Origin of the sequence: Clostridium sp. CS001 (assembly GCF_020443565.1) — a bacterium.
Classification (GTDB): domain Bacteria; phylum Bacillota; class Clostridia; order Clostridiales; family Clostridiaceae; genus Clostridium_AD.
Genome location: NZ_JAIZZN010000015.1, coordinates 65,504 through 87,929, shown reverse-complemented (window position 1 = coordinate 87,929; position 22,426 = coordinate 65,504). Strand labels below are relative to the sequence as shown.

General features: G+C 33.4%; 22 protein-coding genes. 16 read left to right on the top strand and 6 right to left on the bottom strand.

Annotated features, from left to right (window positions below):
* Nucleotides 1–95: 95 nt before the first annotated feature.
* The 3 genes from LGK97_RS11630 to LGK97_RS11620 form a co-directional block, all read right to left on the bottom strand.
* The gene (locus tag LGK97_RS11630) at nt 96–1,193 is read right to left on the bottom strand and encodes a hypothetical protein (RefSeq protein WP_226259937.1); all 1,098 of its coding nucleotides are present in this window, start codon (nt 1,191–1,193) and stop codon (nt 96–98) included.
* Nucleotides 1,194–1,636: 443 nt separating this feature from the next.
* Nucleotides 1,637–2,302: a UDP-N-acetylglucosamine pyrophosphorylase gene (locus LGK97_RS11625; RefSeq protein ID WP_226259939.1), complete on the bottom strand. Its 666-nt coding sequence runs from the start codon at nt 2,300–2,302 to the stop codon at nt 1,637–1,639.
* Nucleotides 2,303–2,483: 181 nt separating this feature from the next.
* Entirely contained in the window at nt 2,484–3,563 is a 1,080-nt protein-coding gene (locus LGK97_RS11620) for a tyrosine-type recombinase/integrase (RefSeq protein ID WP_226259936.1), read from the bottom strand.
* 637 nt (nt 3,564–4,200) lie between these two features.
* Between LGK97_RS11620 and LGK97_RS11615 the strand changes: the two genes are divergently transcribed.
* Nucleotides 4,201–6,855 carry a hypothetical protein gene (locus LGK97_RS11615; protein ID WP_226259935.1) on the top strand — a complete coding sequence of 885 codons (2,655 nt, stop codon included), beginning with the start codon at nt 4,201–4,203 and terminating at the stop codon, nt 6,853–6,855.
* Nucleotides 6,856–6,914: 59 nt separating this feature from the next.
* Entirely contained in the window at nt 6,915–7,370 is a 456-nt protein-coding gene (locus tag LGK97_RS11610) for a staygreen family protein (RefSeq protein WP_226259934.1), read from the top strand.
* Here the strand turns inward: LGK97_RS11610 and LGK97_RS11605 are convergent.
* From LGK97_RS11605 to corA, 3 genes are all read right to left on the bottom strand, one after another.
* Complete coding sequence (locus tag LGK97_RS11605; protein ID WP_226259933.1) at nt 7,367–7,861, bottom strand: TspO/MBR family protein; 495 nt, start codon at nt 7,859–7,861, stop codon at nt 7,367–7,369. The two genes, LGK97_RS11610 and LGK97_RS11605, sit on opposite strands and share 4 nt — an antisense overlap.
* A 210-nt stretch (nt 7,862–8,071) precedes the next feature.
* Nucleotides 8,072–8,377: a zinc ribbon domain-containing protein gene (locus LGK97_RS11600; RefSeq protein WP_226259932.1), complete on the bottom strand. Its 306-nt coding sequence runs from the start codon at nt 8,375–8,377 to the stop codon at nt 8,072–8,074.
* A gap of 63 nt (nt 8,378–8,440) precedes the next feature.
* Nucleotides 8,441–9,394 (bottom strand): magnesium/cobalt transporter CorA, encoded by a 954-nt coding sequence (corA, locus tag LGK97_RS11595; protein WP_226259931.1) that lies wholly within the window; start codon nt 9,392–9,394, stop codon nt 8,441–8,443.
* 331 nt (nt 9,395–9,725) lie between these two features.
* Between corA and LGK97_RS11590 the strand changes: the two genes are divergently transcribed.
* The 14 genes from LGK97_RS11590 (at nt 9,726) to LGK97_RS11525 (ending at nt 22,328) form a co-directional block, all read left to right on the top strand.
* Nucleotides 9,726–10,799, top strand: coding sequence for an NAD(P)H-dependent flavin oxidoreductase (locus LGK97_RS11590; protein WP_226259930.1), 1,074 nt, complete (start codon nt 9,726–9,728; stop codon nt 10,797–10,799).
* A gap of 180 nt (nt 10,800–10,979) precedes the next feature.
* Nucleotides 10,980–11,426 (top strand): MarR family winged helix-turn-helix transcriptional regulator, encoded by a 447-nt coding sequence (locus LGK97_RS11585; protein ID WP_226259929.1) that lies wholly within the window; start codon nt 10,980–10,982, stop codon nt 11,424–11,426.
* 25 nt (nt 11,427–11,451) lie between these two features.
* Nucleotides 11,452–12,435, top strand: a complete 984-nt coding sequence (locus LGK97_RS11580) for a beta-ketoacyl-ACP synthase III (protein WP_226259928.1) — start codon at nt 11,452–11,454, stop codon at nt 12,433–12,435.
* A 20-nt stretch (nt 12,436–12,455) separates the two neighbouring features.
* Entirely contained in the window at nt 12,456–12,686 is a 231-nt protein-coding gene (gene acpP, locus LGK97_RS11575; RefSeq protein ID WP_226259927.1) for an acyl carrier protein, read from the top strand.
* A gap of 175 nt (nt 12,687–12,861) precedes the next feature.
* On the top strand, nt 12,862–13,794 hold the full coding sequence (fabK, locus tag LGK97_RS11570; protein ID WP_226259926.1) for an enoyl-[acyl-carrier-protein] reductase FabK: 933 nt from the start codon (nt 12,862–12,864) through the stop codon (nt 13,792–13,794).
* A 45-nt stretch (nt 13,795–13,839) separates the two neighbouring features.
* On the top strand, nt 13,840–14,775 hold the full coding sequence (gene fabD / locus LGK97_RS11565; protein ID WP_226259925.1) for an ACP S-malonyltransferase: 936 nt from the start codon (nt 13,840–13,842) through the stop codon (nt 14,773–14,775).
* Nucleotides 14,776–14,807: 32 nt separating this feature from the next.
* Nucleotides 14,808–15,548: a 3-oxoacyl-[acyl-carrier-protein] reductase gene (gene fabG / locus LGK97_RS11560; protein ID WP_226259924.1), complete on the top strand. Its 741-nt coding sequence runs from the start codon at nt 14,808–14,810 to the stop codon at nt 15,546–15,548.
* A 74-nt stretch (nt 15,549–15,622) separates the two neighbouring features.
* A complete protein-coding gene (gene fabF / locus LGK97_RS11555; protein WP_226259923.1) occupies nt 15,623–16,864 on the top strand; it encodes a beta-ketoacyl-ACP synthase II in 1,242 nt (413 codons plus the stop codon).
* A gap of 2 nt (nt 16,865–16,866) precedes the next feature.
* Complete coding sequence (gene accB, locus LGK97_RS11550) at nt 16,867–17,385, top strand: acetyl-CoA carboxylase biotin carboxyl carrier protein (RefSeq protein ID WP_226259938.1); 519 nt, start codon at nt 16,867–16,869, stop codon at nt 17,383–17,385.
* A gap of 67 nt (nt 17,386–17,452) precedes the next feature.
* Nucleotides 17,453–17,902: a 3-hydroxyacyl-ACP dehydratase FabZ gene (fabZ, locus tag LGK97_RS11545; protein ID WP_226259922.1), complete on the top strand. Its 450-nt coding sequence runs from the start codon at nt 17,453–17,455 to the stop codon at nt 17,900–17,902.
* Nucleotides 17,903–17,930: 28 nt separating this feature from the next.
* Nucleotides 17,931–19,277, top strand: a complete 1,347-nt coding sequence (locus LGK97_RS11540; RefSeq protein WP_226259921.1) for an acetyl-CoA carboxylase biotin carboxylase subunit — start codon at nt 17,931–17,933, stop codon at nt 19,275–19,277.
* A 117-nt stretch (nt 19,278–19,394) separates the two neighbouring features.
* Complete coding sequence (accD, locus tag LGK97_RS11535) at nt 19,395–20,264, top strand: acetyl-CoA carboxylase, carboxyltransferase subunit beta (protein WP_226259920.1); 870 nt, start codon at nt 19,395–19,397, stop codon at nt 20,262–20,264.
* Between the two features lie 44 nt (nt 20,265–20,308).
* Complete coding sequence (locus LGK97_RS11530) at nt 20,309–21,259, top strand: acetyl-CoA carboxylase carboxyltransferase subunit alpha (protein WP_226259919.1); 951 nt, start codon at nt 20,309–20,311, stop codon at nt 21,257–21,259.
* A 187-nt stretch (nt 21,260–21,446) separates the two neighbouring features.
* On the top strand, nt 21,447–22,328 hold the full coding sequence (locus tag LGK97_RS11525; RefSeq protein ID WP_226259918.1) for a DegV family protein: 882 nt from the start codon (nt 21,447–21,449) through the stop codon (nt 22,326–22,328).
* The last annotated feature ends 98 nt before the right edge of the window (nt 22,329–22,426 follow it).

Below are 22,426 nucleotides of genomic sequence, written 5' to 3'. Positions count from 1 at the left end.
ATAAGTTTTTCCTCCACTATATAATTATTAAGAGAAAACATTATTTTTTTATAATTTTTAGTGGGGGAGTTTTGGGTTAGAATATGGGGGAGTTTTCACTTGACAAATACATCTGCTAAGTACTGCTTCAACCTATTATTAATAAAACTCTTAAAATAATTCATACATATTTCTTTATCTGTTTTTGAGTTCTCATATACCAAACTATCATCTAAATTAATAAAATGTTGTAAGTCTGCCCCATTATCAAGACCATATAACCTTCCTCTATAAGGTACTAATCCCAACCAAAAGTAGATAGGCGTATCAATCATTCTATCAATATAAAATGCTAGATATTCTTGAAATTTCTGATTATAGTATAATTTTTCCCACTCATCAATATAAAATGTAATTGCATCAAGTTTTAAAAGTTTTAAAATATCAATTAACTGAGTTCTTACATCTTGAATATTTAGGTAAGTAAGATATGCATTGTTAGTAGACATCTTTCCGCTTACTTCACTAATTAATGTCATAGCTGTCTCAGCTGATATCTCAGCACTGTTTACTTTTAATTTGGAAGCAATTTTATTCTTAATATCTAACAATTCTTTATTGAACGCTTCATTTTCAATAGTTCCTAATTCTAAATTAACATATGTTTGGCTTCCCTGCTTAATTATCTCCTTAAACATTCCTATCTTAACAATTGCTTTTTCTAAATTGATAATGAATTCTTTGTTATTATTTTTAAATAAAGATAAGAACCTCTTTAGGTATGTTTCATCTTGCATTTGATGTATTATAGTATTTAACTGTTTGGTAAGTTCATTGTATAAAAACAAACTAAAGATTCTGTTAAACATTTCTTGGTTAAATTCTTGAGGTAGGTGAAGTCTTTTTACATTTAGATATATAACAATAGCTTTATTTTTATTAATATTTTCATTTATGCTTTCTCTAGACAATAAAAATAAGTGTGTTTTTCCTGTGCCTCTTAATCCGGAAACTATTCCACTAGACTTAGTGGAGTATGAAATAAGATTAGATAAATGATTTTTATTATCTACATGCACGGCTTTGAGTTCATTTATTTTCTCCTTTGATTCATCTAAATCAAGTTCATAATCCGCTCTTAGGTCTGCAAAAGCTTTATTCATTCTTTCAATAAAATCAGCATCTTCAACAAATTGTTTTAACTCTCTACTCATACGCACCCCCAACTTTAATTCATCACTATTCCATATTATCAAAAATAGTAATGTTATTCAATTATTTTACAAGTTATTTTTATATGAGTTAGATTTTTATTAAAATAATTTCGCATAACGTTGCTTGTTTACGACGTTCCTAAACCTTAGCCCGACGGGCTTGGTGAAGGAATGTGCCTTGGCGATGAGTTCAAGAGAGTCATAATTAAAAGATATATATGAATACTAAACTGTCTCCATTAAAAGCACTCTCTAGCCAAGGCGAATGGCAACATTTTGTTATAGGTCGTTTAGTAACTATACTTTGAGCAAGACCTACCCCAGATATTATAGAATAGGATCTTTACTTCATAACAATTGTTGCATAATATTAGAATGCGGTGAAGTGAGATACTGTAAAACTTACTTCTGAATACAAAATTATGGACAAGTATTCTGGTTACTTAACTTTGTTTTCTTACAACAATTTCACCACTATTTTTCAAAATACTATTCTCTGGAATACAACCCCTCACAGAACATAATGGATAAACAATACTGCCTTTGCCTAATATTGTCCCTGGGTTTAAAACTGCGTTACATCCTACTTCCGATAAATCACCTAAAATTGAACCAAATTTTTTTAAACCAGTTTCAATAATATCTGTACCATATTTTACTTTTACTAACGTTCCATTGGACTTTAAATTAGAGGTTATTGCACCTGCTCCCAAATGGGATTTATACCCTAATATTGAATCGCTAACATAATTATAATGCGGAACCTGCACTTTATTAAAGAGAATCGAATTTTTAATTTCAGTTGAGTTTCCAACGATAACACCATTGCCTATGATAACATTTCCTCTAATAAAAGCGGAATGCCTGATTTCGCAATTATAACCGATAATCGCTGGACCTTTTATCAGAGCACTTTTTTCAATAGTAGTGCCTTTACCAACCCATACAAATTCATCTATTCTTTCAAAATCTTTTGGCAGAGTTTTTCCGTACTCAAGAATGAAAGTGCTAATTCTTGTAAGGATTTCCCAAGGATACTTAACCCCTCCAAATATTGCTTGTGCGTCTAATTCTTTCAATGTAAAAAGTTCATCAACCGAAATGCCCATCATAATCCTCCTTATTGTGTTTCCTAAGATTATACAACTGTGTCTTAAAAAATAATTTCAAATAACCTTAGATAAATAATTTTCTTGCTCTAAATGACCTATAACTCTTAAGTTTACGAATGTCTGTCGTAAACTTACCCATATATCTGTAGAATCCCTCACCCCCTTTAATCCCCATCACCTATCTCATAAATCTATCCAATGGACTCTCAATATTACTTATACTTTTCTCTGTAACATGCGTATATCGCTCAGTGGTCTTCGAACTAGTATGGCCCAAAAGTTCTTGAATATATCTCAGATCCACTCCACCCTCTAGCAAATGAGTTGCAAAAGAGTGGCGAAGACAGTGAATAGAAACTTTTTTCGTAATATTAGCTTTTTTGCATGCAATTTCAAAGATTCTTTGAGCTGATCGTTCTGATAAATGATAGCTTTCATCTTGACCAGGAAAAAGCCATGGCTCTGGATTATATTTACTTATGTAGAATCTAAGTTGATCTAAAGCCACTCTAGAAAGAGTTGTATATCTATCTTTATATCCTTTAGCATTACCCACAAATATTAACATCCTATCAGAATCAATATCAGATGGCTTTAGTCTAACCACTTCACTAACCCGGAGACCAGCTGAGTAAACCATAAATAATAATGTTTTATGTTTTATATTAGTGCTAGCATCTAAAGTTCTTAAAACTTCATCCCTGCTTAAAATGTTTGGTAATTTACTTTCATGTTTAGGTCTTGGTAGCTGTAAGTTAATGTTGAATGGATTACAGCTGCCTTTAATTAGATACTGAATGCTACTTATTGCTTGATTCACATATGAATGTGAACTGGCTTCATGTTCAAGTAAATATAGAAGATAATCACTAATATTGTCTTTTGTAATTTCATTAATACTTTTATTAGTAGATTCAACAAATCTCCTCATATGACCAACATAGCACTTTATTGTTTTTGGGCTATACCCTTTAAGTTTTAATGTTTTTTCAATTTCTAAAATTATCAAAGTATTGGCAGCAGACATTTTTATAATATCTACTGCTTTTTCATTAATATTAGGATCGAATATTATATTTTCCTTTGCAAAGATTTCGCCTAGTTTTTGTAGATTCTCTAAATTGTATGGTATTTGCCAATTGTGAATCTTACTATATTTACTATCTTTAATTTTCTTAATATGTTTTGTAAATGTAGCGGAGTAACTAAAGTGTACAAAAAGTTCTCTATCAATTCCTTTAGTAATATTAATGCTCATAAATATACCTCTTTTCACAATATCAATAAGAACAGGTGTTCTACGGATATTATGAACAATAAATTCAATAGATATACTTATAAACCAAATCATTATAATACTTTAGGGTTAAAACATAAATTACACATATTTCATTATATTACCACTGGGTTTATCATAAATCAAGATACTAAAACACTATATGTTTCAAAGGTAGACATTAACAGGAAATTACAACATGTTACTTCAGGTTGTAATCCCCATAACCTCTTAGAAAGCCTGTACTAGAACATAGTTAAATTTATATATTACAAAAAAATATTATTAATATAAGTATAGGAATCATCAATAAATGCAAAAGTAAAAATTTAAAAGAATTAACTAGCTATATACCCTAATAATAAATTTGTAATTTAATAATCAAGTCTGAGATAAAGCGTTGTATATCAATGATTAAGGCCAATTACATTTAGTGTTTTTGATTACATAATTACTGTAATAAATAAAAGTTTGTAATAATTTTTAAATTTTTAGTGAAATGCTACTACAAAAGCATATATCTTTACTGAAAATGTAAATAAAGTGCCATGGTTGTTTTAAGGATTAGGATAACGCTTAGAGATAAGCCGTACAAAAGTAATTAGGGGGTTCAAAAACTATGACAAATAAATTTAAAGAAAGCTGTATTATTGAAATACAGGATCGTTTGAAAGATTATATAAGTGAAAACAGTAGTGAAAGTAAAAACAGGAAGTTTACTTGTTTCAATAAACTTGCGCATAAAAACAGGGATGAAGATCCGAGTGCAGCCATAGTACCAGGAAGCAATGGGCGGTACTGGACATGTTTTGTATGTAGAGCTAGAGGGGATATTTTTAAGGCTGCTGAGTATAAAGAGGGCATTCAGGGATTTAACAATCAAGTAACTTTTTTAAGTAAAAAGTATAATATTAAACTTGATAAGGGCGAAGTTTTTAATAACAATGTTAAAAGTGATAGATCAAGTCATCGCAAGGAAGTTGTGGCTAATTATTATTATAAAGATGAAGGTGGAAATGTTTTATATAAAATTTGTAGGCGAGAGTGGATGGAGGAAGATAAGAGAAAAAAAGATTTCATGGCTTATAGTAAAGATAATAGTAGCTGGAGTTTTGGCATAAAAAATACAAGGCATGTTATTTATAATTTACCTAAGGTTTTAAAGGGCATAGAAGATGATGAAATTATTTTTTTCGTAGAGGGAGAGAAATGTGTTGAAAAGATTTTGCAGCTTGGGTTAATAGGGACGACCACTGCTTTTGGATCTAAGGGGTTTTTAACATATAGTAAGGATTATGCTTCTTCATTTAAGGGAGCTAATGTAGTTATTTTACCTGATAATGATGAGAGTGGACAAGCCTATGCTACAGATGTTTTGCATGCATTAAAGAATGAGGCTAGGTCTATAAAAGTAATTGAGCTTCCAGGCTTAGAACTTAAGGGTGACATTGTGGATTGGGTAGAAAATGGAGGTTCAAAAGAGGAATTAATTAGTTTGGTTAAGGCTACAAAGGATGCAGTTATTGAGGAATGTGCTCTAGAGGATAAAACCATAGGGAATATTTTAGAAGGTGAGTTCTGTTACTACAAATACCACAAGGGGCAGAGAATAAATATTTCTAATTTTATTATAAACCCCAAATATTATATTGAGAGCGAAGGGGATGCTCAAATTACAGGAAATATTGTTACGGAAGAAGGGGTCATAGAAGATAAAATATTTAAGACCTCTGATTTTGATGATGTAATATCCTTTAGGAAGGCTTTAAATAGCTTCAAGACCTTTTATATTGGAAGGATTGAGGATCTTCAATATATAAGATTTATTGTTTCGAGTAAAGCCTGCGATATAAAGCGGGGAGTTACTTTTAGTGGATTTCATAAGCTAAATAATCAGTGGTGCTTTGTGTCAGAACATGGAGCACTAGACTTAAAGGGAGACCCCATGAAAGATATAGTGCTCCAAAATCAATATGCAGAGCTTAATACTAATATTCTAAAAAGCGATGCTATAACAAAAGAAGAGCTTTTATTAATTTCTCCATACTTATTTAAATTTAGCATACTTAAAAATACTGCAGCCATATTAGGTTATGTAAGTGGTCTATTTCTTAAAGAAAAGCTTAAAAACAATAACATTCAATACAATCATCTTTTAATAGAGGGGGAAAGTAGTAGTGGGAAAAGTAGTGCTGTAAAGTATGTTATTACCCCTATGCTTTGCATGGAGGATGGAATATTAAACGCCGCACAGTGTACAGATTTTGCATTAAACAAGACTGCAAGTAGCAGTAACTTTATACCGCTTATTTTGGAGGAATACAAACCGCACATAATAGGCAAGACTAAAGTGGATTTAATTTCAGGGGTTATGAGGAATTCCTATGATAATTATAAGGGCATAAAAGGGGTAGCTACTCTAGATAAGAATAGGTGCTTTATTCCTAGAGCTTCAGTGATTTTGTCTGGAGAGGTAGGAATTGAGGAAACGGCTAATATAGGGAGGAGTCTTAGAATTATATTTGCAACTTCTTATTTTGATGAAGTAACTAAGGAAAGCCTAGAAGAATTAAAGAATAAATCTGTTTTACTTAATAAGCTTGGGAGAAGTCTTTTAAAGGAGGCCTTAAAAATGGATGAGAAAAGAATAAGGGAAATTCACGGTGCAGCTTTTGAAAAGTTGATAAGTAATAATATTAAAAATGATAGGGTGAAGAACTCTATATCTAACTGTATTCTTGGGATAGCTTTACTTAAAAGTGTCTTTGATGATCTGGATTTAGACATGCAAGAGTGTACTGGATTTTCAATTAAAGATATTGTTTCATCAATAGAAAGAGGAGCCTATGAGGATTTATTAGACGGTGGCTCAAGTAGCAAAACGGTTATAGAACAAAACTTTGAAACAATGAATCGTATGGCAGCTAATAATGATCTTCTAAGAGATATAGACTATGATGCGGTAGTCGATTTGGAAGGGGATATTGTACTTCGGCTTAATTATACATCCTTTTATGATAGATTTGTAAAGTACTGTAGAGAACATAATGTCACCCATGAGGTATTGCCACTGAGCAGTTTCAAAAAACAATTAAGTAATATGCAATATTGTAAATGCTACAATAAGCCTGTGAATTTTTCAGTTAGATTGGGAAACCCAAAGGATAAGAAAACTTTTAGAAGTGCAGTGATTTATATTAATAAGCTGAGAGAGAAGAATGTGGATATTGACTTTATGGTGGATGATAATATGAGTGATGATATTAAGATATAGGAGCACAAACACACTTCCCTTCATAATATATAATGTACTTATATTATGGAGGGAAAACTTTGAGTAAATTTAATCCTGAAAAGTTGCAGGTTAGCTTTGATAGGGGAACAAGTAAGGTAAAACCAATTATACCTAGGAAATACACACTTACTCATTCAGACGAAACGGCAGAGTTATTTTTGACCATTGCTGCAAAATACGATTATGATAAGATTACTAAAATGAGGGACGAAGTGCTGGCAGAATGGGGTATGATCAATAACGATTATGCTTTGTTGGCTAATGTTATGGTGGATCAAGAAAAGAACCTAGCAATGTCAGAAGCACGAAATAGCGTTTTTGTTAAAGAATTACCACTAGCATTGCAAGCTATCGTATATGGTGACGAGGAATTCTTTAAAGGAAATCCTTCTTTGTACAAAGCACCGATATATGTTAAATTTAATTCTGTGTATCCTAGGTTAAATCGTATTGAGATGTGGGGTACACCATCAGATTACAAGATAGAATTCTAATTTAACATCCATATAGCATAATTTAAAACCCCGGCAAAGGATACCCAAAGTATATATGGAATCATAAGATAACCAGAAGGTTTATCTATCCTAAAGAATTCAAAGGTTGTTAACAGAATAAACACTATTAATAGAAGCAATTCTAAAAAGGCTATTGCATAGAGCCTAAATCTAAAAAATATAAGAGACCAAAGGAAGTTTAAAAGTAATTGAGTGCCATATAAAGTTAGTGCTTTAGAAACGTCCTCTCTAGATTTACCTTTCAACCAGATTCTATAAGCTGCTATAGCCATTAAAAAATATAGAATTGACCATACAACAGGAAAAACCCATCCAGGGGGAGAGAAAAAAGGTTTGTTAAAAGCTTCATAGGAATTTGATGCGGTCATGCTCAGAAAACCACTTAGTAAACCTACACCTTGTGCTATTACAATGCTAATAATAAAAGCAATAATGTTTTTTTTGCCATCTACTTTTAAAATATTAAACATAGATTATCGTCCTTTCATTTATTATTTCTAATAGAAATTTCAGTGAAAATACAAAAGTTATAGAAATATGAGAATTATAACAATCTACTTTATAATATATTTAAAATAAAAAAAATATACCTACAATTTGATGATTGCAGGTATATTTTTTACACTTAATTAATTTTATGAATAATAAATCCTTACTTAAAAGTTCATTATAGCTAGGACTTATTTTTTTAATTTTTTTGAAGCAGGGGTAATTTGTGGTTTTATCTTTTTCCATCGCTTAAGTTTACAGGTATTTCTAGTTAAAAACTTTGCAATAAATCTAGGAATATTCATTTCTACTATTTTTTCAGTTACTATAGCTCTCATTTCATCTACAGTAATATCTGGCGAAGTAAACTTGCCATCTTGGTAACAATGACTGCAATACATTTCACTTAACGTTCCATCCACTTCTGTACCTATGAGTTTTTTATCTTTATTTAAAGGCATTCCACAGCTTTGACAATTGATTTCACTTTTTTTCATAATAAACGCTCCTTTTAATTATATTCCTTTAAACGGTTTGTTATAATGTTTCGTTATGATTAGCTATATATCAAACCATCCTTTACGTTTAAACCATAAGAACATTTCTAATGCAATAATAGCCATAAGAAGCCAAACTACAAAATAGCCGTACTTTAAGTCAAGCTCAGGCATGTAGCGGAAATTCATACCATAAACTCCAACTATAAATGTTAGTGGTATAAATATGCTTGACATAACAGTTAAGACCATCATATTCTTATTCATCCGACTGGAATTTATGGACATGTAATTATCACGCATATCAGAAGTCATTTCTCTGTTTGAAGCTATCATATCTGAAAGTTTAATTAAGTGGTCATGAATATCAGAAAAATATAACCTATGTTCATTAAAGTCCTCTAGCCTCTCAGAGTTTAATATCCGATATAACAAATCTCGCATAGAGTTTACCACTTTTCGTAGCTTTAATAAATCGCTCCGTATCTCAAACACTTCATCCATTAACTTGTAAATAGGCTTTTTCATGCCGTAAGCTTCAATTTTATTTAACTTATCTTCAATCTGGTTAGTAGCGGGGAAGTAATAATCAACTATGTTATCGAGTATCTGATGGACGATATAAGCTGGCCCCTTTAAGAAGTTTTTTTCATTTATTTTTACTCGTTCCCAGGCTTCGTCTATCTCCTTTAACTCAGCATTATGATAAGAGACAATGTAATTACTACCTACGAAAAGAGATACTTCAATAGGGTCTAAAGTAAATTCATCTAAAGCATTTAGTATAAAATAATTATAATCATTATAATAATCTACTTTAGGACTATTTAATGAAAAGATTGAATCTTCTATGGCTAAATGGTGAAAATGAAAATAAGTTTCTAAAAGCGAGGATTCCTCTTGAGTAGGGTTATTAAAGTCCATCCAATACCACAGGATATTTTCTTTTGATAAATCACTTAAAGGTAAATCATAAATAGGTTTTAAATCTTTTGTAATAGCTATAGTACGAATCAAGTTAATTCATCCTTTCTGTGGTTGTTTTATTTCCAAAATGATGACTTCTTACATAGTAACTGAGACAGTCATTATTTAAATTTTAAACTATGGTAATTCCATTATAATACAAGGTCCACTAATAACAAACTAAATATTAAATTAATAAATATTTTTTGGAATATAGTAAATACTAAAAAGTATGGGAAAATAATCTTTGATGTAGAAAAGTTATAAAAAGCCAATTGGCTAAAATAGTTAATAAATACTTTTTGCTTGACATATAATATATAAATATATATACTTTGATTATCAAAGTATATTAAAATTAAAGTAAAGGGAGAGGATAATTATGAAGTTACCTCCTTTAAAAATTGGAGAATTAATAGCACGTATTCCTATAATTCAAGGCGGTATGGGAGTAGGAGTGTCACTTTCAGGCCTTGCAGCAGCAGTTGCAAATGAAGGTGGGATTGGCATAATATCAACAGCTCAGGTTGGTTATAATGAGGGAGACTTTGCAGCCAATGCAAGAGAGGCAAACAAGAGAGCATTAAGAAATGAAATTAGACGCGCTAGAGAGTTAAGTCCTAAGGGAATTATTGGAATAAATATTATGGTAGCTATGAATAATTATGATGAGATAGCAACAACTGCTTTAGAGGAAGGTATAGATCTAATTATATCTGGTGCAGGACTTCCACTTAATTTACCTAAAATAGCAAATGGATTTAAAACAAAGCTTGCACCTATAGTATCTTCGGCTAAGGCAGCTACAGTTATATCAAAAATGTGGGATAAGAAAAACAATTGTGCTCCAGATTTAATTATTGTTGAAGGACCAGAAGCTGGCGGACACCTTGGATTCTCTATGGATTCATTGGTGGAAGATAAAGCTCAAGATCTAAAGGAAATAGTTAAAGAAGTTATTGAGGCAATTAAGCCTTTTGAAGAAAAGTACAATAAAAGAATTCCTGTAGTTGCTGCAGGTGGAATTTATACTGGAGAAGATATTGCAGAATTTATAAAGATTGGTGCAGCAGGAGTGCAGATGGCTACTAGATTTGTGGCTACAGAGGAATGTGATGCTAGTCTAACTTTTAAAATGGCATACATTAACGCAAAAAAGGAAGATATCAAGATAGTTAAGAGTCCTGTAGGCATGCCAGGAAGAGCTATCAACAATAAGTTTATGAAGATTGTAGAAGACAGGGGTTGCAAGGTAGAGAAATGTCATTTATGCATTAAAGACTGCAACCCAAAAGAAACACCTTATTGCATTACTGAGGCCTTGATACAAGCAGTAAAAGGCAACTTAGATAAGGGACTTATTTTTGTTGGAAGCAATGCATACAAAGTAGATAAAATTGTTTCAGTTAAAGAACTTATGAAGGAACTAATCACCGAGGCAGAAGGCAGCCATTAATAAGGTAGCAACCTAGGTGATGATTCAATAAAGCGATAAATTATTTTGACATAAGTGAATATATGAATTAAATGTAAATGTTGGCATAACTTTATAAAATCATTGACAAATATTAAATACGAATATATACTTTGATTATCAAAGCAATAAAAAATCAAAGTACAGGAAATGGTGGTAGATATGAGCAAATCTGTTGGAGTTGTCAATGAACTTTTGGTAGAGACGTTTAATGATATATTACAAATAGAGCAAAAGGCACTTAGAGAAGGAGTGCTTAAAGATCTTTCTATAACAGAAATCCATACTATTGATGCAATAGGCATGTATGAATATAGAACTATGACAGAAGTAGCCCAAGATCTTAAGATTACTTTAGGAACTCTTACTATTGCTATCAATAAACTTTTAAAAAAAGGGTATGTAGATAGAAAAAGAGGAGAAGAAGACAGGAGATCAGTAATGGCAGCACTTACTAGGAAAGGGAAACTTGCTTATAGGATACATGATAAGTTTCATTCTGAAATGGTGAAATCAACTATAGATGGACTTAATGATGAGGAAGAGGAGATACTAATAAAATCTCTTGAAAAACTAAATGTCTTCTTCAAAGAAAAATACAAATTATAGGGTTAAATAAAGGAGTTGGTACGCAGTGAGTGAGGTACAAATAATTGGTACAGGAAGCTATGCTCCTCTAAACATAATGACAAATCATCAGTTATCAGAAATTGTAGATACTTCTGATGAATGGATAGTTTCAATGACAGGTATTAAGCAAAGACATATATCAACAGGTGAAAATACATCAGATTTAGCTACAAAGGCTGCACTTTCTGCATTAGAAAATGCAAAGATTAAGCCAGAGGATATAGAACTTATAGTCCTTGCAAGTACATCGCCGGATCAATTTGTTCCAGCTACTGCTTGTATAGTTCAAGGGAATATTGGAGCAGTTAACGCCATGGCCTTTGATATATCAGCAGCATGCACAGGGTTTATATTTGGACTTGATATAGCACTACAGTTTTTAAAAACAGGAAAATACAAAAGGGCTTTAGTAATAGGCGCTGAGGTATTATCAAAAATTGTAGATTGGACAGATAGAAATACTTGCATACTCTTTGGAGATGGTGCGGGAGCAGCAGTAATTGAAGTAGGTAATAAAAGAGGCATTATTTCTGTAAATTCAGCTTCAGAGGGTAGCAAGTTTGAACTTTTAACTTGCCCTACTGTAGATGTGAAAAATACTTTTACAAATGGAACTGAAGATTTTAAAGGTAAGATAGATATGGATGGCAAAGCTATTTTCAAATTTGCAGTAAGTATTATTGAAAATAGTATAGTTAAAATCTTAGAGGAAAATAACTATACGCTAGACGATATTAAGTATGTAGTTTGCCATCAGGCGAACGCTAGAATAATAGATTTTGTTGTTAAAAGAATGAAGGCTGACAAAGATAAGTTTTATACGAATATGGATATGTATGGAAATACATCGGCGGCAAGTATAGCCATAGTATTAGATGAAATAAACAAAAAGAATTTACTTACAGCTGGAGATAAGATTATACTTGTAGGCTTTGGCGGTGGATTAACCTACGGAGCTTCATTAATAGAATGGACAATGAGTAAATAAAATTTTAGGAGGAATTAATAATGGTATTTGAAAAAGTTAAAAATGTAGTGGTAGAGCAATTAGGAATAGACGAGGCAGAGGTTACAATGGAGGCGAACTTCTCAGATGATTTAGGAGTAGATTCTCTTGAAATATTTGAAATAGTAATGTCTCTAGAAGAAGCATTTGAAATTGAAATTCCAAACGAAGATATTGAAAACATCAAGGATATAAAAGGAATCGTTAAGTATATAGAAACAAAACTTAAGTAATATCAAATAAGGGGTTAGATAATTATAGGGCTGAACTACTAAGATATTTAAATTTAGTTTCCTTCAGTAGGTAAAAGAGCATATATTACGTGAAGTGTAGTTGCAGTAATATGTGCTTTTTTCTATAGTTATTTGGCCCTAATTATATGCTTATAACCAAGGGAGGAGAGGTAGCATGATTAATTCTGAGTTTTTTAAAGAGTTAGGTATTAAATATCCAATAATACAAGGTGGAATGGCATGGGTTGCAGACAGTAGTTTAGCGGCTGCAGTATCTAATGCAGGAGGACTTGGTATTATAGCAGCAGCAAATGCGCCAGTTGATTATATAAGAGATGAAATTAAAAAAACAAAAAAGCTAACTGACAAACCTTTTGGTGTTAACATAATGCTTTTAAGCGAAAATGTAGAGGAAGTCGCACATCTTGTATGTGAAGAAGGCGTTAAGGTGGTTACTACAGGGGCAGGAAATCCAGGTAAGTATATGGAACTTTGGAAGTCACATGGAATTAAGGTAATACCAGTGGTTCCATCTGTTGGTCTTGCAAGACGTATGGAAAAAGCAGGGGCAGATGCAGTTATTGCAGAAGGTTGTGAATCTGGTGGTCATATTGGTGAACTTACAACAATGGCACTGGTTCCTCAAGTTGTAGATGCAGTTAGTATCCCAGTAATTGCAGCAGGCGGAATAGGTGATGGACGTGGAGTTGCTGCAGCTTTTATGCTTGGAGTTCAGGGAGTTCAAGTGGGTACAAGATTTTTAGTAGCAAATGAATGTACAATACATGAGAATTATAAAAAGAAAATATTAGCAGCAAAGGATATAGATGCAGTGGTTACGGGAAGACCTACGGGGCATCCTATTAGAGTTTTAAAAAATAAGTTATCAAGACAATTTCAAAAGCTTGAGAAGGAAAATGCTCCATTAGAGGCTTTTGAGGAACTTGGACGTGGATGTTTGCCAAGGGCAGCAAGAGAAGGCGATGTAGAAATGGGATCAATTATGGCAGGACAAATTGCTGGACTTGTAAAGTGTGAGCAAAGTTGTAAAGAAATAATAGAAGAGATGTTTGCAGAGGCAGAGGTTACAATTAATAAATTCAATTAAAAGTCATTATAATTATTATATATAAGTTATTAGAGGAGAGAAGTTATGGGTAAGATTGCTTTTGTTTTTCCAGGACAGGGAGCTCAATATATTGGTATGGGCAAGGAATTATTTGAAAACATAGAGGTTTGCAAAGATATATTTAATATAGCGGATGAAGAACTTAACTTTAAGTTAAGTAAGCTTTGTTTTGAAGGCCCTGAAGAAGAATTAAATATAACAGAGAATACTCAGCCAGCCATTTTAACTGCAAGTATAGCAGCACTTATGGCGCTAAAAGCAAGGGGCATAAGTTGTGACGTAACTGCGGGACTTAGTCTTGGAGAGTACTCAGCACTTGTTTGCAGTGGAGCTATGGATTTCAAAGATGCTGTGGGACTTGTTAAAAAGCGTGGAAGGTTTATGCAAGAAGCGGTGCCTGTGGGCATAGGAACTATGGCTGCTATCTTAGGACTTGAAGGTAGTGCAGTTGAAGAAGCTTGCATGGAAGCTAGAACCTCTGGCATTGTAGAAATAGCTAACTTAAACTGCCCAGGACAAATAGTAATTGCCGGGGAAATAGCTGCAGTTGAGCTTGCCTGCGAAAAGGCAAAAGTAAAAGGAGCCAAAAGAGCAATGCTCTTATCTGTAAGTGCTCCCTTTCATACATCCATGCTAAAACCAGCAGCGGAGAAGTTAGAAAGTGAACTTAAAAATGTAACCTTAGAGGATATTAGTATTCCAGTGATGACAAATGTTACTGGTAATTATATAGATAGCAAGGATGATATAAAGGCCAATTTAAAACTTCAAGTTATGAGTTCTGTTTTATGGGAAACAATTATAAGGAATATGATAAAAGACGGTGTTGATACCTTTGTGGAAATAGGACCAGGTAAGGTATTAAGCGGCTTTGTTAAAAAAATAGATAGAAAACTTACAGTGGTAAACGTTGAAGACCTGGAGTCTTTAGAAAAAGCTGTAGAAATTTTAAAGAAATAACCTATGAGATATGTGTAAAGGAGTGCTGATTTATGTTAAAAGGAAAAACAGCAGTAATTACAGGCGCAAGTCGTGGTATTGGAAGAGCTATAGCAATAAAACTTGCAAAGCTTGGAGTAAATATAGTTGTTAATTATAGAAATAGTTATGAGGCAGTGCAAGAGGTAGTTAAAGAAATACAAGACTTAGGAGCTAGCGCATTAGCAGTTCAATGCGACATAAGTAGTTATAGTGACGTGGAAAACATGATGAAGAAATCTGTAGAAGAGTTTGGAACAATAGATATTCTAGTTAATAACGCTGGTATAACGAAAGATGGTCTTTTAATGAGAATGAAAGAAGAGGACTTTGATAGTGTTATAGATATTAATTTAAAGGGCGCATTTAATTGCACAAGGCATGTATCGTCTATAATGCTTAAGCAGCGAAGTGGGAGAATAATAAATATATCCTCTGTATCTGGACTTACAGGAAATGCAGGGCAAGTAAATTATTCCTCAGCAAAAGCTGGTATTCTAGGAATGACAAAAGCTGTGGCGAGAGAACTTGCAAGCCGCAACGTTACTTGTAATGCAGTAGCACCAGGATATATTCAAACAGATATGACAGATGGTTTGTCTGAAAAAGTTAAGGATACTATAATGAGCACTATTCCACTAAAGAGACTTGGTATGCCAGAAGATGTGGCAAATGCAGTAGCCTTTTTAGCCTCAGAGGAAGCTTCCTATATAACAGGTCAGGTTATAAATGTAGATGGCGGAATGGTAATGTAACAAGGTAGTAGTTAATAATGTACTTTAAGGTGCAGGCACCTAAAGGGGATACTAATTAAAGGAGGATTCATCTTATGAAAAATAGAGTTGTAATAACAGGGATGGGAGCAGTTACTCCTATAGGAAATGATGTAAATAGTTTTTGGAATAACGTAAAAGAGGGGACTTGTGGCATAGATCTAATTAAGTCTTTTGATGTTTCTGATTACAAATGTAAACTGGCTGCAGAGGTTAAGGATTTTGATGCATCAGTTGCTATAGATAAAAGAGAAGCTAGGAAAATGGATAAATACTGTCAGTATGCAATGGTTGCAGCAGATGAGGCTATTAAAAATTCAGGATTAGATTTGGAAGCTATAGATAGAGAAAGATTGGCGGTAGTAGTTGGTTCAGGTATAGGTGGACTTAGTACTATTGAGCAAGAACACGCAAAGCTTACTGAAAAAGGACCAAATAGAGTATCACCATTCTTAATACCTATGATAATAAGTAACATTGCAGCTGGAAACATTGCAATAAAGTATGGTGCTAAAGGTATGTGTACTAGTGTGGTTACAGCATGTGCTACAGGAACTAACGCTATAGGCGATGCTTTCCACCTAATCCAAGACGGAAGAGCAGATATGGTAATAGCAGGAGGAGCAGAAGGATCAATAACTCCACTGGCTGTAGCAGGATTTGCTTCTCTAACAGCTTTAAGCAAAAGCGAGGACCCTTTAAGAGCATCAATTCCTTTTGATAAAGAGAGAGATGGGTTTATTATGGGTGAGGGTGCAGGTATTGTTATACTTGAATCTTTAGAGCATGCGCAGAAAAGAAATGCAAAGATATATGCAGAAATGAAAGGTTACGGGGCAACTTGTGATGCTTACCACATAACTTCACCATCACCAGATGGAGAAGGTGCTGCAAGAGCAATGGTTATGGCACTTAAAGATGGAGATGTAAAGCCTGAAGAAGTATCTTATATTAATGCTCACGGAACAAGCACTCCTTATAATGATAAGTTTGAAACAATAGCTATAAAGTCTGCTTTTGGTGAATATGCATATAAGATACCTGTAAGTTCAACAAAGTCTATGACAGGACATTTACTAGGAGCAGCAGGAGCTATAGAAGCTATAGTATGTGCAAAAGCTTTAGAAGATGGTTTTGTACCAGCAACTATAGGATATAAAGTTCCAGATGAAGATTGTGATTTAGATTGCGTTCCAAACGTTGGTCGAAATGAAGAACTAAAATATGCAATGTCAAATTCTTTAGGCTTTGGTGGACATAATGCTACTATATTATTAAAAAAATGGGATGGTAAATAATGATGGATTACAAAAACATTCAAGAGCTAATAAAAACAGTTAGTGATTCGCAGCTTACTTCCTTTGAAATTGAAACAGAAGGCATAAAGATAAAGATGGAGAAGAAAGAGCAGCAAGTAGTAGTTGAAAGAATGCCGGTGTATACTGCATCAGTAGAGTCAGTTACTAGGGAAGCGTCAACTAGAGAAAATACAGCTACAAATCCAGGGAGAGTGCAAAAGGTAGAAAGTAGTAGCGATAGTACTGTGGAGGATATAGTTAATGTAGAAGTAGCAGAAGATTTATTTGTAGTTAAGTCACCTATTGTTGGAACTATGTATTCTTCTTCAAGCCCTGAAGCAGAAAACTTCGTAAAGGTTGGATCTCAGGTTAAAAAGGGAACTACACTTTGTATTTTAGAAGCTATGAAGCTTATGAATGAGATTGAAAGTGAAGTAGATGGAGAAATTATAGAAGTGCTAGTTTCTAATGAAGATATGGTAGAGTACGGGCAACCATTGTTTAAAATACGTAAGAAATAGTGAAAAGGACAGATTTAAATCATCCTTTGCCCAATAATCTATATGTAGGAAAGGTGGAGAAGTTAATATGGAAGATATAAAAGGTACTAGTTTGAATATAAAGCAAATTCAAGAGATTATTCCTCATAGATACCCATTTTTATTTGTGGATAAGGTAGAGGAATTAGAGCCAGGCAAAAGGGCTGTAGGGTATAAGAATGTTACTATGAATGAGTATTTCTTTCAAGGACATTTCCCTACAGAACCTGTACTTCCAGGTGTGATAATTATTGAGGCGCTTGCACAAGTTGGCGCTGTAGCACTACTCAGTATGGAAAGTTATAAAGGTAAAATTGCATACTTTGGCGGAATTAATAAAGCTAGATTTAGGAAAAAGGTTGTTCCAGGAGATGTTCTGAGGCTTGAAGTAGAAATAATCAAGATGAAGGGCCCCGTTGGAATTGGAATGGCAATAGCTACAGTGAATGGCGAAAAGGTTGCAGAGGCTGAAATTACATTTGCAGTAGGCATTAATTAATAATTTTATATGCAGGGAAGGTAAGAATATGTTTAAGAAGATATTAATTGCTAATAGAGGCGAGATAGCCGTAAGAATAATAAGAGCATGCAATGAAATGGGCATTCAAACTGTAGCAGTATATTCTGAGGTAGATAAGGATGCCCTTCATACTCAAATGGCAGATGAGGCTGTATGTATAGGACCTGCCAAATCTAAGGATAGTTATTTAAATATGCAAAATATTCTAAGTGCTACAGTGCTTACAGGTGCGGAAGCAATTCATCCTGGTTTTGGATTCTTATCTGAAAACAGTAAGTTTGCACAGATGTGTGAGGAGTGTAATATAAAATTTATTGGACCTGATTCAAGTAATATTGATAATATGGGTAACAAGTCAAAGGCAAGAGAAATTATGATAAAAGCTGGAGTGCCAGTGGTGCCTGGTTCAGATGGAGCAATTGAATCTGAAGAAGATGCTTTAATTTCAGCACGAAAGATAGGATATCCCGTAATGATAAAGGCCTCAGCAGGAGGCGGCGGGAGAGGTATAAGAGTTGTAAGAGAAGAAGAAGAGCTAATACCTGCTTACAATACTGCTAAAACTGAGGCGAAAACTGCTTTTGGTGATGATACAATGTACATGGAGAAATTTATAGAAGAGCCAAGACATATAGAATTTCAAATACTTTCAGATGAACATGGAAATGTTATTCATCTTGGTGAGAGAGATTGTTCTATACAAAGGCGTAACCAAAAGGTAATTGAAGAGGCACCGGGACCTGCAATGACGCAGGAACTTAGAAAACAAATGGGCGAAATTGCAGTTAAGGCAGCTAAGTCTATTAACTATAAAAATGCTGGAACCATAGAGTTTTTATTAGATAAAAGTGGTAAGTACTACTTTATGGAGATGAACACTCGTATACAAGTGGAGCACCCAATAACAGAAATGATAACTGGCGTAGATTTAATTAAGGCACAGATAAAGATTGCTGCTGGAGAAGTGCTACCTTATAAGCAAGAGGATATAAGAATTCAGGGTCATGCTATTGAATGTAGAATAAATGCTGAGAATCCTTACAAAAACTTTATGCCTTGTCCAGGTGAGATAAAGACCCTTCATATTCCAGGAGGATACGGGATAAGGCTTGATAGTGCAGCATATCAGGGATACAAAATTCCACCTACTTACGATTCTATGATAGGAAAACTTATTGTGCACGGAAAAGATAGGGAAGAAGCACTATGCAAAATGAGAAGAGCCTTAGGTGAATTTATAATAGAAGGCGTAGATACTAATATAGAATTTCAATATAAGATAATAAATAATGAAAACTTCGTAAAAGGGAAATTTGATACCAGCTTTATAAGTAAGGAATTTGAAAATCTTTAAGGGAATTCCTAAATTGACACTAGAATTTATTACTTAAAGGTTTTATACTATAAGTAAGAATCTATTTTAGATTATATAAGTTGTAGTGTAGGTATGCTTTTAGAAGGGGGGTACTAGATGTTTGAGTTTAAGAGTATATTCAAAAAGAGTAAATATATAGAGGTTAAAAATTTAGAAAACAAGCTGGGTAGTGATGGCGAGAAAAGGCCTAATATACCTTCAGGAATGTGGGTTAAATGTGAGACCTGTGGTAAAGTCCTTTATAATAAGGATTTAGAAAGTAGTATAATGACTTGTGAAAATTGTAGAACTCATTTTAGAATTGGTTCTAGAGAAAGAATAAACTACACTATAGATGAGGGTACTTTTATTGAATATGATAAGAATATGATTTCAGATAACCCTATAGATTTTGAAGGCTATGAGGATAAGCTTCAGACCCTACGGGATAAAACCTTATTAAATGAAGCTGTAATAACTGGAGAAGGAAAGATAAATGGCGCAGATACTGTAATTGCGGTGATGGATAGTAACTTTATGATGGGAAGTATGGGGTCTGTTGTTGGAGAAAAAATCACAAGAGCCATTGAAAAAGCAACAGAGGCTAAAAAACCAATTATTATATTTACAGCCTCAGGGGGAGCTAGGATGCAAGAAGGTATATTTTCTCTAATGCAAATGGCTAAAACCAGCGCTGCTATTGCAAGACACAATGAAAAAGGGTGCCTTTATATAACTGTTCTTACAGACCCAACTACAGGTGGCGTTACAGCAAGTTTTGCAATGCTGGGAGATATAATACTAGCAGAGCCTAATGCGCTAATAGGGTTTGCAGGTCAAAGAGTTATAGAGCAAACCATAAAGCAAAAATTGCCTGAAGGATTTCAAAGGGCTGAATTTTTGCTTGCAAAGGGATTTGTAGATAAAATAGTGGATAGAAAAGTTATGAAGGATACTTTAAGTGAAATTTTAAAGAGCCATGAATAGATGCAAGAAAAATATAAAAGCAACATATGGGGAGTGAGAATTTTATGGTAACTTTGCCTTTTGAAAAGCACATGTACGAGTTGAAAAGCAAAATTGATGAATTAAAGAACTTATCAACAGAGCAAAATATGGATTTAGAAAATGAAATAAGACAGATGGAAGTTAAACTCTATAATATGCAAAAGGAAGCCTATAAAAATTTGACTGCCTGGGACAAGGTAAGCATTGCCAGGTTAGTGGAAAGGCCTACTGCTCTTGATTATATTAATAGAGTCTTTGACTCTTTTATGGAGCTACATGGAGATAGGTATTATGGAGATGATTCTGCAATTGTAGGTGGAATCGCAAGGTTTAATGGTATTCCTGTAACTGTTATAGCACAGCAAAAGGGAAACAACACTAAGGAAAACATTGAAAGAAATTTTGGCATGCCAAACCCAGAAGGATATAGAAAAGCTTTAAGACTTATGAAGCAAGCAGAAAAGTTCCATAGACCAGTAATTTGCATTGTAGATACCCCAGGAGCATACTGTGGACTAGGTGCAGAAGAAAGAGGTCAAGGTGAAGCAATCGCTAGAAACCTTATGGAGATGTCTAATTTAAAAACACCAATAATTTCAATAGTTATAGGCGAAGGTGGAAGCGGTGGAGCTTTGGCTATGGCTGTGGCAGATGAAGTTTGGATGCTAGAGCATGCAATTTATTCTATTTTGTCCCCAGAGGGTTTTGCTAGCATATTATTTAAGGATGCTAGTCGTGCTAAGGAAGCTGCAAATACAATGAAAATAACAGCTCAAGATTTAATTAATTTTGGGATAATTGATAGAATTATAAAAGAGCCATTAGGTGGAGCGCATACAAATGTAGATGAAATGGCAGCAAATATTAAACGTAACCTAGAGGAGTCAATTAATAGATTAACAACAGAGCCCATAGAAGCCTTACTTACTAAGAGGTACTATAAGTTCAGAAAAATTGGAAAAGTAGTAGAATAGTTAATAATTTATAGTAGATAATTGTGATAATTAATTAATTAATAATTAAAAAATGTAATAACATAATTTTGATTTGTTAAAGAAAGGTTTACAAACTTTTCTTTTTTTTGTATTGAAGTATATTTATATATAATAGATAATAATAGGTAAGAAAGTAATTATCAGAATTGTAAAGGGGAATAAAGTTATGAGTAAAACGCTTGGTAAAACGATTTTAGTAATAGATTCAGGATGTGATTTACCGCTACAGTATGTTAAACAAGACAATATAGTACCCTTAGGTTTATTATTTAATTTCAAAGGAGAAACAGTGCAAGATGACTTTGGTGCAAATTTTAATCTAAAGGATTTTTATGATGCCTTAAGACAGGGAGAAATGCCCACTACATCCCAGATTAATAGCCAAAGATTTGAGGAAGTTTTTAGAAAGTATGCAAAGGAAGAAAAATCTATTATATATATTGTAATGTCTTCTGCACTAACAGGAACTATAAATAGTGCAAATATAGCAAGAGAAACCATATTAGAGGAGTATCCAAAAGCAGATATTAGTATAGTTGATAGTAAGTGCGCAAGCCTTGGTGAAGGGCTTTTGGTTTATTATGCTTATGAGATGATGAAAAAAGGAAATTCTAAAGATGAGATAGTCACATGGCTTGAGGAAAATAAGCTTAAGATTAACCATTGGTTTACAGTTAGTGATTTGAATCATTTAAAAAGAGGTGGGAGAATATCCAGTTCTGCCGCAACTGTTGGTACTTTGCTTAATATAAAGCCTGTTTTGTTTATGGACAATGAGGGGCGGCTTACTCCTTTTTCTAAATGTAGAGGTAGAAAAAAGGCAATAAGTGCCTTAGTCGAAAAGTTTAAGGAAAGAACTGATCCTAGCAAAGAGCAAATTATAGGTATAGGTCATGGAGATTGTATTGAGGATGCATTAGCGCTAGAGGCGTTAGTCAGGGAACATGGAAATGTTAAAGATGTTATTTTAAATTATGTGGGTACAGCAATAGGGTCACATACAGGACCAGAAATATTAGGATTATATTTTATAGCTGAGGAAAGATAGGGAAGCTTATGGTAGGTACCATAGAATTGCAATTATAATTTTATATTACAAAATAATAGGGAAAAGTAGATGCTTACTTCTATAAGAGAAGTTTATAT

Coding starts and splice junctions, on each gene's coding strand:
- fabZ (WP_226259922.1), top strand. CDS start 17,453: ATGGAAGATATAAAAGGTACTAGTTTGAATATAAAGCAAATTCAAGAG.
- fabF (WP_226259923.1), top strand. CDS start 15,623: ATGAAAAATAGAGTTGTAATAACAGGGATGGGAGCAGTTACTCCTATA.
- LGK97_RS11585 (WP_226259929.1), top strand. CDS start 10,980: ATGAGCAAATCTGTTGGAGTTGTCAATGAACTTTTGGTAGAGACGTTT.
- LGK97_RS11590 (WP_226259930.1), top strand. CDS start 9,726: ATGAAGTTACCTCCTTTAAAAATTGGAGAATTAATAGCACGTATTCCT.
- fabD (WP_226259925.1), top strand. CDS start 13,840: ATGGGTAAGATTGCTTTTGTTTTTCCAGGACAGGGAGCTCAATATATT.
- fabG (WP_226259924.1), top strand. CDS start 14,808: ATGTTAAAAGGAAAAACAGCAGTAATTACAGGCGCAAGTCGTGGTATT.
- LGK97_RS11625 (WP_226259939.1), bottom strand. CDS start 2,302: ATGGGCATTTCGGTTGATGAACTTTTTACATTGAAAGAATTAGACGCA.
- LGK97_RS11530 (WP_226259919.1), top strand. CDS start 20,309: ATGGTAACTTTGCCTTTTGAAAAGCACATGTACGAGTTGAAAAGCAAA.
- LGK97_RS11620 (WP_226259936.1), bottom strand. CDS start 3,563: ATGAGCATTAATATTACTAAAGGAATTGATAGAGAACTTTTTGTACAC.
- LGK97_RS11630 (WP_226259937.1), bottom strand. CDS start 1,193: ATGAGTAGAGAGTTAAAACAATTTGTTGAAGATGCTGATTTTATTGAA.
- LGK97_RS11525 (WP_226259918.1), top strand. CDS start 21,447: ATGAGTAAAACGCTTGGTAAAACGATTTTAGTAATAGATTCAGGATGT.
- accB (WP_226259938.1), top strand. CDS start 16,867: ATGGATTACAAAAACATTCAAGAGCTAATAAAAACAGTTAGTGATTCG.
- acpP (WP_226259927.1), top strand. CDS start 12,456: ATGGTATTTGAAAAAGTTAAAAATGTAGTGGTAGAGCAATTAGGAATA.
- LGK97_RS11605 (WP_226259933.1), bottom strand. CDS start 7,861: ATGTTTAATATTTTAAAAGTAGATGGCAAAAAAAACATTATTGCTTTT.
- LGK97_RS11615 (WP_226259935.1), top strand. CDS start 4,201: ATGACAAATAAATTTAAAGAAAGCTGTATTATTGAAATACAGGATCGT.
- accD (WP_226259920.1), top strand. CDS start 19,395: ATGTTTGAGTTTAAGAGTATATTCAAAAAGAGTAAATATATAGAGGTT.
- LGK97_RS11600 (WP_226259932.1), bottom strand. CDS start 8,377: ATGAAAAAAAGTGAAATCAATTGTCAAAGCTGTGGAATGCCTTTAAAT.
- fabK (WP_226259926.1), top strand. CDS start 12,862: ATGATTAATTCTGAGTTTTTTAAAGAGTTAGGTATTAAATATCCAATA.
- LGK97_RS11540 (WP_226259921.1), top strand. CDS start 17,931: ATGTTTAAGAAGATATTAATTGCTAATAGAGGCGAGATAGCCGTAAGA.